Origin of the sequence: Mucilaginibacter tolerans (assembly GCF_030519375.1) — a bacterium.
GTDB lineage: Bacteria > Bacteroidota > Bacteroidia > Sphingobacteriales > Sphingobacteriaceae > Mucilaginibacter.
Genome location: NZ_JAUMKB010000010.1, coordinates 1 through 15,993, shown reverse-complemented (window position 1 = coordinate 15,993; position 15,993 = coordinate 1). Strand labels below are relative to the sequence as shown.

Annotated in this window: 8 protein-coding genes; 2 read left to right on the top strand and 6 right to left on the bottom strand. The window is 44.6% G+C overall.

Going from position 1 to position 15,993, the window contains the following annotated elements; genetic code table 11:
- Window positions 1-1,020: 1,020 nt before the first annotated feature.
- Together Q3A68_RS14690 and Q3A68_RS14685 are read right to left on the bottom strand one after the other, a co-directional pair.
- Entirely contained in the window at window positions 1,021-1,263 is a 243-nt protein-coding gene (locus tag Q3A68_RS14690) for a hypothetical protein (RefSeq protein ID WP_302901860.1), read from the bottom strand.
- 115 nt (window positions 1,264-1,378) lie between these two features.
- Window positions 1,379-2,701: a glycosyltransferase family 25 protein gene (locus Q3A68_RS14685; RefSeq protein ID WP_302901859.1), complete on the bottom strand. Its 1,323-nt coding sequence runs from the start codon at window positions 2,699-2,701 to the stop codon at window positions 1,379-1,381.
- 1,337 nt (window positions 2,702-4,038) lie between these two features.
- Here Q3A68_RS14685 and Q3A68_RS14680 point away from each other — a divergent pair.
- Window positions 4,039-5,559: an alpha/beta hydrolase-fold protein gene (locus tag Q3A68_RS14680; RefSeq protein ID WP_302901858.1), complete on the top strand. Its 1,521-nt coding sequence runs from the start codon at window positions 4,039-4,041 to the stop codon at window positions 5,557-5,559.
- Window positions 5,560-5,856: 297 nt separating this feature from the next.
- On the opposite strand, the gene Q3A68_RS14675 is transcribed toward Q3A68_RS14680, so the two are convergent.
- Complete coding sequence (locus tag Q3A68_RS14675; RefSeq protein ID WP_302901857.1) at window positions 5,857-6,774, bottom strand: NADP-dependent oxidoreductase; 918 nt, start codon at window positions 6,772-6,774, stop codon at window positions 5,857-5,859.
- Window positions 6,775-6,861: 87 nt separating this feature from the next.
- Window positions 6,862-7,335, bottom strand: a complete 474-nt coding sequence (locus Q3A68_RS14670; protein ID WP_302901856.1) for a CinA family protein — start codon at window positions 7,333-7,335, stop codon at window positions 6,862-6,864.
- A gap of 312 nt (window positions 7,336-7,647) precedes the next feature.
- Between Q3A68_RS14670 and Q3A68_RS14665 the strand changes: the two genes are divergently transcribed.
- Window positions 7,648-10,185 (top strand): UvrD-helicase domain-containing protein, encoded by a 2,538-nt coding sequence (locus Q3A68_RS14665; protein ID WP_302901855.1) that lies wholly within the window; start codon window positions 7,648-7,650, stop codon window positions 10,183-10,185.
- 96 nt (window positions 10,186-10,281) lie between these two features.
- On the opposite strand, the gene Q3A68_RS14660 is transcribed toward Q3A68_RS14665, so the two are convergent.
- Together Q3A68_RS14660 and Q3A68_RS14655 are read right to left on the bottom strand one after the other, a co-directional pair.
- On the bottom strand, window positions 10,282-11,790 hold the full coding sequence (locus tag Q3A68_RS14660) for a Kelch repeat-containing protein (protein ID WP_302901854.1): 1,509 nt from the start codon (window positions 11,788-11,790) through the stop codon (window positions 10,282-10,284).
- Window positions 11,791-12,188: 398 nt separating this feature from the next.
- Window positions 12,189-15,791, bottom strand: coding sequence for an ABC transporter permease (locus Q3A68_RS14655; protein ID WP_302901853.1), 3,603 nt, complete (start codon window positions 15,789-15,791; stop codon window positions 12,189-12,191).
- Window positions 15,792-15,993 lie beyond the last annotated feature (202 nt).

Sequence of the window (15,993 nt, the reverse complement as noted above, 5' to 3'; positions counted from 1 at the left end):
AACTTTAGGGAGAGTGATCAACAAAATAAAAAATACAACAACCTTCTTGTCAGTACAAAGTTTTGCCAGTCGATCTCCGCTTAAGTTAATGACATTAGTAATGCAACCATGTTTCAGCAAGTAAATGCAGCCATAAAAATGTTTGGCGACTCACAAATAATCTTGGCTGCGTAGGGTGTTCGCAGGTTTAATTGGGATGGCAAAACCCTCCCCCATACCAATAACCCGGTGGGCAAGGAGGAGTCGAGGTGCAATGACCGTTAGTGCAGTAATCATTACCACAAATAGGATTGTTTGGGCCATCTGGATAGCAATTGGCGCCTATGCTACCTTTTCCCATCACATTTCTGAGTTGTTCTCTGGTAAGCACCCCTGTAGCGCTAATTTCAAACGCTTTTAGCTTCAGCTTTTTCATTATAATTTATTTAAATTGCGCCTCTATTATCGGGTTGCGGCTTTTCCCTATCCTGTTTTACCGTAGACAGGCAACTTATTGTTCGCGAGACAATTTCTTTGCTGTTAATATTTTATATGGAAATATTTGGTTTATAGTGTTCGGAAGCCGCGCCCTTTAATAAATTCGGCGGGGTATTGCTTGAATATCTGCCCTGGGACAAACTTAAATGATCAGGAAGTTTCCATTAATCCTATATCAATACTATTAAGTAAATCAAGTTGCCGTGTAAGACAGGTTAAGACGTAATCCAGATTGTTTTTCATAATAAGGTCCGATAAAACTGATACTTAGGAATACCAATTGGCTATTTCAAACATAATTTATATATGTCAATAATACAAGTATTGATGTCAAAATAATTAGCCAGGTTACAGCGGTTCGCGAAACAGGAACGATAAAATCCATCCAATCGCTTTCCGCTCAGGTAGACAAACATTAGTAACGCAACCATCGTTTATCAAGTAAAAGCAGCCATAAGAGTGTCTGGCATTCACAAGTAAACGATGGTTGCGTAGGATGTTTACTGTTCTACGGGAAATTTATCCGTGTCGATTCCATCAACTTTATCTTACACAAACACCGTTGAGACAATAATAACTCCAGGGACATCCGTTGTAAGTGCAATTATCAGGAGCCGGAGCACAATGACCATTGAGGCAAATGTCGGAACCACAAATGGGGTTGTTCGGGCCGTCCGGATAGCAATTGGCGCCTATGCTGCCTTTTCCCATCACATTTCTGAGCTGTTCTCTTGTAAGCAAACCTGTGGCGCTTATTTCAAACGCTTTGAGCTTTAGTTTTTTCATTACAATTTATTAAAACTGGTGCCTCTATTTTCGGGTTCCGGCATTTCCCTATCCTGTTTTACCGAAGACAGGCAACTTATTGTTCGCGAGACAATTTCTTTGTTGTTAATATTCCTTAAACATTGAACCTGATATATGCCTGTTTAATACTTTCTAATTTTTTTGCCGAAACTGCAAATACGTTTTGTGCTGTTATGTCCTGATCACTGCGAACAGTAACTGTATCCGAATGGTCAAAATATTTTTGTACAGAAACAAAAGGGTATAAAACTGTTTTTTGGCTGGTCATTTCCGAAAGCAAGTCATCCGCAATAACATTATTGTCAAAAGGTTCATCTAATATTTGTTGAAATAACGGCTTATATAAAACAATAAATTGGATGGACAGGCAACGGGCAATCCAAAACCGGTTAGGTGTAATCAAGACTTCATTCTCGGTAAAACTACTACCACCCGATAAGTAATTTATCCCGCTTGCGTGAGCACTGATGATGTTTTTCAATAAATATGCTTTTGAATAATGTTCGGTAAACTCGTGGTTATCTTCACAAATAATGATCACATCATCATCCGCGTCAATAGCCATCTGAATAATTTTCCGGATGCTTTGCCATAATCCAACCGAATTAATTTCATGTTTGCAGGCCTCGACGATGGTGACATCAAATTCGGGTTTGTTTTCAAATTGTTGTTTTATATGGGCCAGCCTTTCTCCTCGTTCCGGTAAATTAATAATATAGGTTGGTATGGTTAGGGTGCTGTATAATTCAACATCCGCTTCGTCGGGCTGAGGAAAGTTTTTATAATGGGACGCTACGTTTTTTAAGTTTTGCAACCACTCTGAGCTTTTTGAAAATAACTCATCAGCCCGGCCCGGCAAGTTGTTGTGTGGCGTAGCATCCGAATAACCAAAATCTTTTTGTACCGAAACAAAAGGGTAAATTATAAATTTATTTTGCGTAAGCGTGGATATTTTAAAATCTGCAGCATCGTAGTTATCAAAATCTGCCTGTAATATGGTGTTGAAAAATTTCTTAAATACAATTATAAACTGGGTGCCGTTAAAGATATACGACCAAAGCAAGCTATCGCTCACCGGCGCCACTCCGTCAAACCAGTTAACGCCGCCTATCAGGATATCTGCATTTTGTTCTTTTACCTGGCTTATGCTTTTAAAAAGCAATTCCTTTGAATAAAATGGGGTAAACTGATGATCGTCTTCACAAATAAGGACATATTCGCAGTCACTATCGGCTGTCTTTTGCAAAATATTTTTTATAGTGTACCATAAACCAACCGAGCCTATTTGATGTTCGTGAGCTTCAATAATATTTACATTAAACTCTGAATGTCCGGCAAACTCGTTTAAAATGTGATGCCTGCGATCGACCCGGCTTTTTAAGTTGATGATAAAAGTTGGGATAGGTATTGTCTTCATTAGGCTATTGCCTGAACAGGCATCCGTTTTTTTAATTAATGTACCTCTTTGTTAAGATTAGGTATAATCTCTATGACTATATCCATGTTACGTCAACGCTGTGATCTTCGGTCAAAACACTTTTCATTTTTTCCTTTGTCAGCATTTGGTTGTTTCATCAAGAGTTAATTTTACCTTTTTCATTATAATTTTTTTAAATGAGTGTCTCGGGTTGCGGCTTTTCCCTATCCGGTTTTACTGAAGACACGCAACTTATTGTTAGCGAGACAATTTCATTGCACTGACTATTTATTGCAAATAGTTTATTTTTCAGGATTTCAGGTAAGGGAGACCGCGCCCATTAAATAACGTCAGATATCTCCAATTGAGGTAATGTAAGGGAATGTTGAGGATTGTTCGACTGCAACTGCTAGGATAGTTCGTTTACCTGCCAGGGCTTTTCGAATCAGAAATTCGCCTGATTGTTTTGCAAACTTTGATGATGTTTTAAGTTTATGGTCTTTCATAAAAAAGGGATAGGTGTTATAATTAGTATAGGGTCAGCAACCAGCGCAACTGGTTGAGTTGCTTCGTTTTTTATAAAAGTACCATTAATGAATTATTCAACAAGGGGCAAATTCATTGTTTTTGAGGGGTAAATTGGGAATATTAGGTTTAAGTGGTAGTTGAAAGTGACATTAACCGCAAAAAATATGCGCATTCCAAAAATGTGCGTTCGATTCGACGTTATAATCAATACAATTCCATCGCTGACATTAAGTTCAATTGCAGCCAAGGAACAGCAGGCAAAACAGGTATTTATTTTTATTTTGATCTCATTAATTTTAAATGGCAGTTTGCCTGCCGGCAGTTCACCTAGTGCAGCTCTAAAGGGCAATTTCTCGCAAAAACGATATGGTGTAAATTGATCGGCGGCACCCGATGATATCTTTTCCACGCCTGGTGCCCGGATTTCAATCTGGGCATCTGCCTTGATAACAACAGCGTGAATGAGTATGAATAGGATTAAAACAGCGATTATATTTCTTTTTACGAGGTTTAATGTTCTGTTTACAACTTATTTAAGGGTTTTTTAGTTACGGGATTCCTGCTTCTCATAGTTAATATTTACCCCCGCAAGGCCGCCTCTTGGTATACCTCAATATAAACGAAAAACCCCCATTTGCATTACGCGTCGGGGGCTTAAACCTTACATCGATGCAAATATAAATTGTCGAATCAATATTCATCAAAATCAAATTGAAACCATCCCATCAGCTTGTTAAAACTTTGGACAGCGGGTACTTTTGTCTCGATTACTGTAACGGAAGACGCAAATTCCACGTCTTATCGGCACCATGAAACAAAAACTTTTTCTCGCTCTGCTTACCCTTTTTACGTCAGTTAATGCCAGTCATGCGCAGGATACGGTACTGCGTTCACCCATTCACGGTAAGCTGGATTCGCTGCATTCAACCGTACTAAACCAGGTGCGATTGTTCCAGGTGTTTTTGCCGTACGACTTCAAACCGGAGGAAAATAAAAAGTATGACGTGCTTTATGTGCTGGATGGCGGTAACTGGAACACAGGACTTGTATCGCAAGTACAACGTTTTGTTCAGGACCAGGGTTTTATGCCGCAAACCATTATTGTAAGCATAATGGGGATTGACCGGAATGTGGAACTCACGCCAACGCACCTAGCTGAATGGAAAGGTTCGGGGGGCGCACCGCAGTTCCTGGCGTTCATAAAAAACGAATTGATTCCCTTTATCAATCAGCACTATCCGTCGAACGGTGATAATACATTATGGGGGCATTCGCTCAGCGCTATGTTTGCAATTTATGCTATGCTGAATGAACCAATGCTATTCAAATCGTTTATTGCGGTTGATCCAAGTATGTGGTGGGATCATTCGCTGGTAGCGAAAATGGCTGCCGCAAGACTCGGATCGCTGCCACTCACCAATAGTACACTATACGTGGCAGGCCGGAACGGGGAAGCTTTGAACGGAATGAAAATAGACACCCTTGAAAGCATTCTGAAACAGTATGCCCCAACAGGCTTTAAGTGGAAGGTCCAGCCATACGACAGGGAGACGCATAGCTCTTTGCGGTTTAAGGCAACTTACGATGGTTTAAAATATACCTACGAAGGCTTAACCCCGACGCTGCTTTTTCATCCGATGAATGGAATTGTCGAAAAAGATAAGCCGATTAAGTTATATATCGATGGTGACACAACCGGTGTGCATTACACGCTAGATGCTTCGATGCCGACGGCCGGATCGCCGTTGGTTGTACAACAACAAGTTATCAACAGGCCTGGTATTGTTACTTACAGAGCCATGAGCAACCGCCCGCGCTATGATAAGATTACCACCGGAACCTTCACTGAGGAAAAGCCGCCTGTACCTGCAAAGATTTCAGGAAACTGGCATAGCGGTGGGTTTGCTTACACCTATTATGAGGGCAACTGGTCTGCCTGGCCGGATCTGAAAACCATAAAGCCAGCAAAATCAGGCATCTTCAATAAAGACTTTAATTTGGATAGCCTGCCGCGCAAAACCCATTTCGCTTTGGCCATAGATGGTATGTTCGAGGCAAAAGAAGATGGGTATTATATTTTCTTCATCAACGCTGATAAAGGCTCCAGGCTCTTGCTCGCAAATAAGCCTGTTATTGAATGGGATGGAGACTATAATAAGCCAACCTTTTCCTATATCGTTCCGCTAAAAAAAGGCTTTTATCCCTTCCGTATCGAATACCTGCACCAGCGGCAGGATTTCAGGCTGGAAACCGGTTATATACCACCTTCAAAAATCGCCCACATGGACGCCGGGCCGATACCAGCTGAATTGGAATTTAGCAGGCAGTAAGGCGGTATGGGAGGTTGTTGATTTGATATTCCGTGACGAGCTCATACGCAATCTGGCGTGATGCAGCGCTACGCCGAGGAGAATAGCTGTAAAAAAGCGATTAAACGGAAAATTGCCCCCCTCGAACCAAAAGCAAGTCCTATTAAATGAGCTTTGAACGAATTGCAAGGAGCATCGCTGAATTAGAGCCCCAATCGGACTAAATCCGAACCGCTCCCCTCCCATTTTATGTCAGATAATCCTCCAAGAATTCCACGTCGGACCATTTAATATAAAATATTCGGCCTCCCCGGATTTTTATTGACGTACGCGGACTATTGTTTTGCCCTTAAGCTGACCAGCCGAGTTATAAGTTGCGACTGCGTCTTCGAGTGTAACAACGCTGCCCGCGTTCGTTTTCAAACGCCCCTCCCGGAGCCTCTTCACGATTTCAATTAACTGAGATCGGTCCGCTTCCACAACAAAGTCGATATTCTGAACGCCTCTGGCCTGCTCTTCAATGGGTCCCGCGATAGTAATGAACTTTCCGCCGGGGCGAATTAAAGCTAAAGATCGCTTGGCGACATCGCCGCCGATAACATCAAAAACCAGGTCGACCTGGCTAATATTTTCAAGTGCTTCTCTTTCGAGGTCAATGAATTCATTTGCGCCGAAACCAAGTGCCTCTTCGCGGTGATTAGAGCGCCCGGTGCCGACCACGTGAGCCCCGGCATCACGCGCGAGTTGAACGGCCATTGAACCGACAATGCCAGCCGCCCCGTGCACCAGGGCTCTTTGCCCTGCCTGGAGCTGACCATGATCGAAAAGCCCCTGCCAGGCGGTTAAGCCGGGCATCACGAGCGCATTACCATCATTGAAGTCGGCATCGTCCGGCAATGGGGCCAGATTACGCGCCTCAATGGCCACGTACTCTGCCAAGGAACCATTGCGGTACCAATCCTGAAGACCAAACACCCGTTGTCCAACAAATAATCCCGTTGTGCCATAGCCCAACGCGGTTACCACACCAGCCAGTTCGTGACCGGGGATAGACGGCGTCCGGTCAACGCCTGCACGATCTGTCCAGGTCGACGGCCACGACAACTCGTCTCCGGTAATACTGGCTGCAAATACTTGAACGATAACATCGTTTATCGCCGGCGATGGCTGAGGGGCCTCCACCAGTTTCATTCCGGCCAATCCCGCATCCTTGTTTGTTACAATAATTGCGTTCATATTACATCTCCTTTTTTTTCTTGATCAGCAAACAGCTGCTTAAATAAGCGGAGTTACTCTATATTAGTTTTTTATTCGTCGATTTCATCAACTTAATTCGCCGATCAGCAACTCGGCAGTAGCACTGATGGTCTGCCGGATGATTTCCTCGCAAGAGCCGGCAAAAACTTTCCGAAAACTTGCCGGGTGACCATTGATCAAAGCAAAAACGAACATTGTACCGACCGGCTTGTCAGGCGTTTCGCTTCCTCCTGGAGTCGTTAGCCCGGTAACGGTAACATAAATATCAGCCGGTATCAATTTCGCCAGACGATATGCCATTTCACGCGTCACTTCCATGGATTCCGGTGTGAACTGGTCAATGAGACTTTGGGGTACCCCGAGCAGGGATACTTTCAAATCTGCATCATAACAGGCAATGCCTCCTTTTAATACCTGTCCCGATTGTTCCGTGAGGGCAAATTCGGAGCAAAGCCAGCCCGCTGTCGCACTTTCAGCAAATGAAATTGTAAAACCTTTTTCGGCTATCAGGCGGCTGCAAACGGCAATTTTATTTTCCATCTGTTATCAAATACTGATTTTTTCTAAGATACAATTGACGCGGTAGGAGGTTTTAAAATCGGCAGTATAAATATTTATTATTCTAAAGAAAATCCTAAACAAATTGAAATGATTTTAATTAATAAATAATACACGCTACCGGTCCTTAGCGTTTTCTACACCCCTATTTTTTAGTTTGGTATAGAATTATTTTTTATTGTCCCTTCAAGAGCTTGTTTGGACAATTACGTCTGGCCCCCAGTTACCAATACGAACAAGAATTCTTATATTTATATCTAATACCCCAACCAAAACTTCATCACCCACAAATCCATGTCCCATCATAGCCAATTGGATATCATGATGCTCTGGGAGGTTTTCCTGATTTGCCTGTCAATATGGGGAATCTGGAAGGTTTATTATGATTGGCAGGCCCGGAAAAAATTCAGGAAGCAAATCCCATTGCTGGAGGAGCAATTTATCGCGGCGGCCGATGAAATCGACAAGTTATTTTCCAATGATTTTTACTTTTCTTTTCGCGATGAAATTCTATTTACGACTAAGTATAGCGAACTCAGAAAACTTGTTCCGTCGGGTTTTGATCGTTTAGGACTGACAGAGGCGCTCACGGGACATATTGCACGCTTCGTTGCTACGTATGATGATATAAAAGCTATTCGAAAAAAATATAACGATGATTTTGTCAAACTGGAAAGCGATCGGTATGCTGATTTCTTTCATATGCTGGAAAAATATCCCCTATCGGCTGACCAGGTAGAGGCGATCATCCGGGATGAGGATAACAACCTGGTTATCGCTGGCGCGGGTACAGGTAAGACTACAACAATTGCGGGTAAGGTGGCCTATCTGCTGAAAAAAGGATTGGCCAGGCCTGAGGATCTTTTGATCATCTCCTTTACCAATAATGCGGTAAAGGAAATGCGGGAAAGGTGTCTTCGCTTTTGCCAGGAGATCCCGGATGCCGAAAAGATGGAGGTAAAGACTTTCAATAGCTTTGGTTATTTTGTGAAACGGGATTGTTCTAAGGATGAATTGCATCTGGCTTTTGATGGGGATAACCAGGCAGCAAAGAAATTTATTCAAGAGACATTTTATAGATTGTTTGTAGAAGATGATGGTTTTCAAAAGAAGGCAATCAATTTCCTGGCATTTTTTAACCGGCCGGAGCGCGATGAATTCGCTTTTAAAACCAGGGACGAATACATCAAGCATGAGGAGAGTTTTAAGAATGTCACGCTCGATGGCATTAAGGTGAATAGCAAGGAGGAAATGGAAATCGGGAATTTCTTTTGTTTGTGGAGCGTGAATTATGAGTATCAAAAACATTACCCGCTCAGGCCAGAAGATCGTGCGCCGAATTACGCTTCTTATCACCCGGACTTTTATCTAACGGACTATCATATCTGGCATGAGCATTATGGAATAGATCAACAAGGTAATGTGCCGGAGTGGTTTTCCTCCAAAAATGGTTTTGCAGGCGCAAAAGAGACCTATCATGCCGGGATACAGTGGAAGGACGGCATCCATAAGAAATATAACACGACACTGATCAAAACTTATTCATTTGAAAACCGGAATGGGACCTTGCTGTCAAACCTGAAAAAGAAATTGGTGGAACATGGCGTCACGTTAACGCAGCGTAGTCCGGAGGAGGTGCTCGCTTTGGTTAAAAAATCGGAGCAGTTCGAGGACTTTATTGGCCTGATTCATACTTTCCTTACACTGATGAAGTCCAATAATAATACGCCTGCGGAAGTATCAGGGAGGCAGAACAAAAAGCGGTTCAAAGTATTTATGGATGTTTTTACCCCGATCTACCAGGAATATGAAAGGCAGCTTGCCGGGAAATCAGAGATCGATTATAATGATATGATCAATCATGCGGGTGCGCATTTTGAGCAGGGCGATTTTAAAAAGCCTTATAAATATATCCTGGTCGATGAGTTCCAGGACATGTCGATGGGACGTTATGCTTTATTAAAAAGTATCAGAAAGCAAAATCCAGGGGTGAAGTTGTATGCCGTTGGCGATGACTGGCAATCTATTTTCAGGTTTACGGGTAGCGATATTTCGATTATTACGGAATTTGAAAAGCATTTTGGGTTTACCAATAAGACCTCTATTCTGAAAACTTATCGTTTTAATGATGAGATATTAAGGGTGTCGAGTGAGTTTATTCAGAAGAATCCTGCCCAGCTTAGAAAGAGTTTGTCGGCTGGGCGTGTAGCAATTACGAATAGTTTCGAGTTTGTGGCTTTGGATGTGCAGGGTGGTTTTGAGGCGATGCAGCAGGCGAAGGCAGATCATATCAGGCGGCTGTTGCGTGATGTGGAGTCCCAGCAGCCGGATGCAAGTGTTTTTTTGATTGGCCGGTATCATCATAATGTGCCGGTCAGCCTGGAAGAAATTTGCAGGGAGTTTCCGGGGCTGTCGATTTCGTATTATACGGCTCACCGGGTAAAGGGGATGACTTGTGATTATGCGATTTTGCTTGATGTGGATTCGGGGACGATGGGTTTCCCGTCGGAGATCGCGGATGATCCTTTGCTGGATTGTCTTTTGCATGAAGGGGATTCGTTTGAGAATGCGGAGGAGCGGCGGGTTTTTTATGTGGCGATAACCAGGGCCAGGCATAAGAATTATTTGATGTATAGCTCGACGCGGCCGGGTAAGTTTCTCAGCGAGTTGCGGGAGGTTTGCGGGTATGGTAAAAGTGAGGAAGAATCAGCGCCGCGGTGCCCGAAGTGCCAGGGGGTGATGGTCAAGAGAAAAGGTGGTTTTAGGGAGTTTTATGGGTGTTCGAATTACCCGAGGTGTGAGGTTAAGATAGTAAAAAAACCAGGTGATTAGATTTCGATTGAATGGACGTAAAATTCGATTCCCGTTGGGAATAATTTTAAATCTTTTCTTAGTCAATACGGCCTATTTTGGCTCAAATAGATTCGCTTAAGGTTTAAATTGGAAAAAGCGCTGCGAGCCGGCAAAGTCGAAGTTGAAATAGCCTTCACCGGTGATCACGTAACCGGTACCGTTGACACTCGCAGCAGCAGAAAAAAGGTTGATGGGGTCAAATATTTTTTCCTTTATGCTCCAGGTATCTGTCATGGGATCATATTCATATACATATGGTTCAACATTGCCGTCTTTAATTTTTCCGCCGCCGACATATGCTTTATTTTGAAGAGAAAATGCAAAACCCTCGCTCCGGGGCACGTTCTGCGGCGGGGCAGCTAACTGCCTCCAGGTTTCTGTCGCGAAGTCAAACGACCAAGCATCTGCTTGATAAGGGTTCGACCCTCCGTTTGCAGCGCCCCCGCCGATGACATAGCCCTTGTTGTTCAATGTAAATACTATCGCTTCATCGCGCGCCAAACCCGGAAAAGGCGCCAATTGCTGCCAACTGTCGCTTGCCGGATCGTATCGCCAAACATCGTTTGTATTTCCTCCATTGCTTCCGGACGACACCTGGGTCCCGCCTACGAGGTAACCATATTGGCCTGAACTGAAACTCATTGGGAATAAGGCATACTTACCGGGGAATGAAGCCACCGGTTTCCAGGTGTCCGTGACAGTGTCGTAACAAAAGAAAGCATTGTAGTACATAAGCCCCGCGCTTACACCGACATAGACTTTTGAACCAATGCTAAAGGAGCTCGCAATAAAGGTAGCCATCGGGCAATTGGCTATTTGTGTCCATTTATCTGCGTTCGGGTCATATTTCCACCAGTCGTCCAGTCCCAGGTTCGTTGTCTTCGATTTACCCAAACCAAAGTAAATATTTCCGTTAATGGTAACGGCAGTCGCGCCGAAACGTGCCGGTCCTGGAAAATCACTCCTGGGCGTCAGGTACCGATAAACTGTATAATTGCCGTAGGCCATGGTTTGCAGCCCGTTGCCTGTAATGATCGTCAGATTTCCCTGATCCGAAATGATTGAATTATCTGCTTTTACTACGAGTTGGGTCGGTGTAGCCGAAACGACCGTGACGAAAGTAGTATTGATTTGTACCTGGTTATTGGCTAACACCGGGTTAAAATATTGCCCCGTTATAGTCATTGTCCTGCCAGGCTGCACGGAAGAACTATTTACGGCAGACACATGGGGTTGCATCAAAGTTAAGTAGTCGTCATTACTCTTTAACTCGCCAATGATCACATTAAAGATATTTGTGTTGTTCACCAATGTATAAGGCACGTTGAAATAAACGCTGTTTGTATCGGTGCGTGTGGGGTGAAGGGTCAAGCCGGAACCAAAATCAATAGTAACATCGCCGGGGCCACGAACATTCAGAGAATCAATCGTCAGTTTTACTTCTTGTCCCCAGGTATAAGCACTGTTCAGCCGCTCTATTTTCACCCGGTTCATCAGTGTATCTTTTGGTTGGACGGACTGTTGCTTACTGCAAGCAGACATTATGATCACCAGGAATAATGACAGGTTTAGTATTTTTTTCATTCGTGACAAGTGGAATGCAAAGGTAAAAATAATTCCCTAATCTCAATTTACATACAAGGAGTAATATGGTCAAAGTGTTCCCGAAACTGGAAGCATTGGAAGATTGTGAAATTTGGGAAATTCCTAAAATTGATTTTGACAGAATTTGTGAAAAATATCCTAAAATGACACTTAGCCGTTTCCTGAATCATCATACAGCATTTATTGTCAATAAGTTATTGTTTACAAATTCGCCTGCGTGTCTTACCATTCGTTACTCGTTGTTAAAATATTTGACCTGCTTGCCCTGCATAAACAGCTTGTCGATGGTAAAAAATGCAAAGACGGCTGCACTCCAGACATTTCGGAAGATAATCGTCTTATACAGTACCTTGTTTGCTCTAAAAGATAGATAATGTTTATTCCGTCCTTAAACTTTTCGCAGGATTGATCAGCGCCGCTTTGATCGCCTGGAAGCTGACGGTGAGTAAGGTCAGCGCTATAGCTCCCGCGCCGGCTGCTACAAACACCCCCGGCCCGATTGTGATCCGGTAGGAATATTTTAAGAGCCAGTCATGGAGATAGTACCAGGAAACGGGGCTGGCGATCAGGCAGCTGATGAGAACCAGGATCACAAATTCCCTGGACAGTAGTAACCAGACCTGCGGGACGGTGGCCCCTAATACTTTTCGTATGCCGATTTCTTTGGTGCGTTTTTCGGCCATGTAAGCTGCTAATCCGAACAGGCCGATGCAGGATATGATGATGGCGAGGGAAGCAAACAATCCGGCCAATGTGCCGATCAGGGATTCGAAGTTGAATTTGGAGGCATAGCTTTCATCCACAAAATGATACTGAAAAGGTATGGCCGGGTTATAACGTGTGAATATCGGCGCCAGTTTGGCCAGCGCTGCCCGGGTATTTACCTTTGGCGACAGGCGGTAGGTCACGACGCTTGACCAGCTAGGCTGGTAAATAAATATAGTCGGTACAGAACTGGAAAATGGGGACGCCATGAGCGCGTCTTTAACCACACCAACGACGGTGGCCCGCTGCTGCACGGTGTGCCAGGTGATCACCTGGCCAATCGGGTCTTTGTAGCGCATGCGTTTGACGGCCGCTTCATTAAGGACGACGCTCAGGGAATCTGCCCCCAGATTACCGGTGAAGTTTCGGCCTGCTGCCATTCGCATGCCCAGGGTCCTGAAATAATCCGCATCGGATACGCCGATGATGGCCAGGCTCAGCGTTTCGCCGGGCAGCTGGCCTGACCAGCTGGTGACGCTATTACTGGCCCAAAGGTCGGTAACCGGGCTGGACGATTTGGTGATACTGCTCACCAGGCCCGTGGCCACCATTTCGCTTTTAAAGGCGTCGTAGTTGCGCGTCAGGTCGCCCGTGGCGTCGCTCATGACCAGGCGGCTGGCATCGTAGCCTACCGGGCGGTCCTTAGCATGCTGTATCTGCTGGTAAATAACGATGGTGCTGATGATCAGCGCGATCGAGCAACTGAATTGCAGCACGACCAGGATCTCCCGGGGCCGGTTGGCGGTTTTCCCCGTTTGAAAAGTTCCTTTTAAGACTTTCACCGGGTTAAAGGAAGACAGGTAAAAGGCGGGCCTGCTCCCGGAAAGAAGGCCGGTAAACAAGACGAAGCTCAGCATGATCAGCCAGAACAGGCCGCTGGCAAAAGGGATACTGATCGCGGCATGGGTCAGGTTGTTAAAGGCCGGAAGGGCCAGGATGACCAGCAGCAGGGAAAGCAAAAAGGCGATGCTGGTTAAGGCCATGGATTCGGTCAGGAACTGCAGGATCAGGTCCTTACGGCTGGAACCGATGGCTTTACGGACACCCACTTCGCGTGCCCTTTGCTCCGAACGCGCGGTAGCCAGGTTGGTAAAGTTAATGCAGGCGATGACCAGGATCAGGATGCCGATGAGGGCAAACAACCGCACATAATCGATTAAGCCGCCAGCTACGGTGCCGTTCCGGTACTCCGCATACAAATGCCAGTTTTTTAGGGGCTCCAGGAACAGCTCTGCTTTGGTCTGCGCAAAATATTTCGAGCTGTATTTCACCAGCGTTCCTTTCAGCTTGGGCGCCAGTTCGGTATAAGAGGCGCTTGGCTGTAAGCCGACGAAGGTCTGGAAGGAATTGTTGTTCCAGTCGTTCATCGAACGTTTAACCTCATCATCCGTTGCCGCATAATAGGCAAAAGGGACGATAAAGCTGAACTGGAGGGTGGAATTGGCGGGTACGTCCTGGAGGATACCGGTAACCCGCAGGTCATGAAAATTATCGATCTTCACCATTTTGCCCATCGGGTCAGCGCTGCCGAATAAAGCGGTAGCGGTAGCCTGGGACAATACGATGGAATAAGGATCACGGAGTACGGCGCCTGGATTGCCCTGCACGAGCGGATACTGGAATATTTTCAGGAAGTCTCCCCCAGCCATCGTGCCGTTCACGTTGATCCTCTTATCGCCGACACTGAGCGGATGTGAGCCCATCCAATCGGTTTGCGCGACATACCGGATCTCCGGGAAATCTTTTTTCAGTACCTCCGCCAAAGGCAGGTTCGTGGCCCCCCCCGTATTGATCTCGCCATTGTTATTCGTATTATACCGCACTTTATAGGCCAGTTCGTAGCCGGGCAGAAAACGGTCGTAGGAAACCTGGCTGTATACCCATAAGCCAATGAGCAGGGCGACGGCCATGCCTGAAGCCAGCCCGGTAATATTCAGTGCGCTGTAAACTTTGTTACGCAGCAGGTTGCGCCAGGCGATCTTTAAATAATTTCTAAACATATAATTGCGGTTTAATTTCTCAAAAGACCATCTCGGGATGGTTTCTTGATTCGAAATTACCGCTGAGAAGCTTTTAGCAACTGTCAATTTATAAGATGGGAGTTCTTTTTTGTATTCTGCCGGCGTTTTGCCCATCAATTCTTTAAATGCACGATGAAACGTGCTTTGGGAATTAAACCCAGAGTCGTAAGCTATGCCAAGCAGCGTTAAATGATCAAATGCGGGGTCCTGCATTTTTTGGACCACTATCACGACGCGGTATTCGTTGATGAAATCGTTAAAGCTTTTTTTGAGCGCGGTATTGAGCATCCTTGATAGCTCGTGCGTAGTCAGCTCTAGTTTTTCGGCAAGGGTTACTAGACTTAATCCGGGATCCTCAAAATATCGTTTTTCTTTAACGGTTTTCCTGAGCCAAACTGCTTTCTTCCGAAGCTCTGACGGAAGTGAAGGTTTCGATACCCTCATCGCCTCGTTGGTAACGACAATACTATGCTTGAGAAAACCGCGCGCGGCCATCCAGATGGACATCGTTGTTAAAAGGATATATAACGGATAGCTGCTCTCTGCTCTTAGCCGGTAATTGTAGAAAAAATAATCAACAATGGAATATGGTATCCATAACAGCCACAAAAGACCAAGACCTGTCAGAAACCTGCTAAGCGACCGGAACTCGTTCCTGTACCGGTCGCCTTCGATAAACTTTAATTGCCGGTAATAATTCGCAATAAGTTCGCGTGAGAGGTATAAGTAAATGGCCACCGAAATGAACACTAATAAATGTAATACCGGGTTTAACCGTTGAAATGCTGATGTGTCAAAATTCTCCCGGCCTGTTTTTATACCTTGAATAGTTTCAAGGACGAAAACAGTTAGTTGCATCAGTAAAGGAGCAAAATGCAATAGGTCAACATATTGAAACCTTGAATCCGGGCGGGCTATTTTTCGCACATAAAAGTAAATAAGGGGACCTAAAGCCAGAGAATAGTCCAGGGGTAAACGACTCCATTGAGGAAGATTAGCAGATAGCCCAATATCAATGGCCAATTGTCGTGCTATCCACAAAACAACTATCCCTAATATTGATGCTAAAAAACGGTTAGGGGACCTACTGTCGCTTTTACTGACCCACAATTGGGTTGCAACTGTGAGTGCAACAAAAACCAGGGCGACGAAAGTCAGGTCATAGATTGTGATATGGAATGTATATTGTTTCAACTCAAATACATCGGCTCAATAAATGAGCCAAAAGCATATTTTCCTAATATACAGATTGTTACATTGTCCTTGAATAGCCACATGTGTTAGAAGCGAACGGGCTGACGTTCGATTTCGAAACAGCATGACCCGTCCTAAAAAAGCTATACAATGGGTCTTGTACGTTTTTTGGTTGTCAGTTTTGGAGGGTTAAAAATCTATT